A 565-nucleotide genomic window follows, 5' to 3' on the forward strand; every position below is an offset into this window, starting at 1 on the left:
CGTCGGCGGTCGGCGAGGCCGGCGAGGCGCTGGCCGCGGGCGGCCACGCGGTGGCCCAGCAGCTGGCCGCGGGTGCGCTGGCGAACCTGCGCGGGGCGTTCCTGCCCGACCACGAGGGCGAGTGGGCGCAGGGGGTGCGCGAGCACGTGGAGGAGTTGCGCATCAGCGCGCTGGAGACGGCGAGCCTGGCGGCCTCGGCGCTCGGTGAGGAGCACCACGCGCTGCGCTGGGCGGACGAGGCGGTGCGCCGTGCCCCGTTCCGTGAGAGTGCCTACCGCTGCCGGATGGAGGCGCTGGCGGCCTCCGGCAACCGGGCGGAGGCGCTGCGCTGTTACCAGCAGCTGCGTCAGGTGCTGGCCGAGGAGCTGGGCATCGACCCGGCGGCCGAGACCCAGGAGCTGTACCTCGCGCTGTTGCGCACCCCGGTGCCGGCGGTGCCGGCCCCGGCGGCGGTGCGGGCGGTGGACCCGGTGCTGATGGGGATCTTCGAGCCCCTGACGCCGGCCCGCCTGGCCCGCCCGGCCGCCGCCCCGGTACGCGCCGCCTGACCCCGCCCCGCGCAGCG

The 565-nt window shown here is 78.4% G+C and carries 1 protein-coding gene; it reads left to right on the forward strand.

The genetic code is table 11. The annotated features are described in order from the left end of the window. Positions 1 to 548 (forward strand): bacterial transcriptional activator domain-containing protein (locus KS423_RS46960; protein WP_224285711.1); only part of this gene is annotated, 548 nt, incomplete at its 5' end. Positions 549 to 565 lie beyond the last annotated feature (17 nt).

Source organism: Streptomyces sp. LS1784 (assembly GCF_020103755.1).
Lineage (GTDB): Bacteria > Actinomycetota > Actinomycetes > Streptomycetales > Streptomycetaceae > Kitasatospora.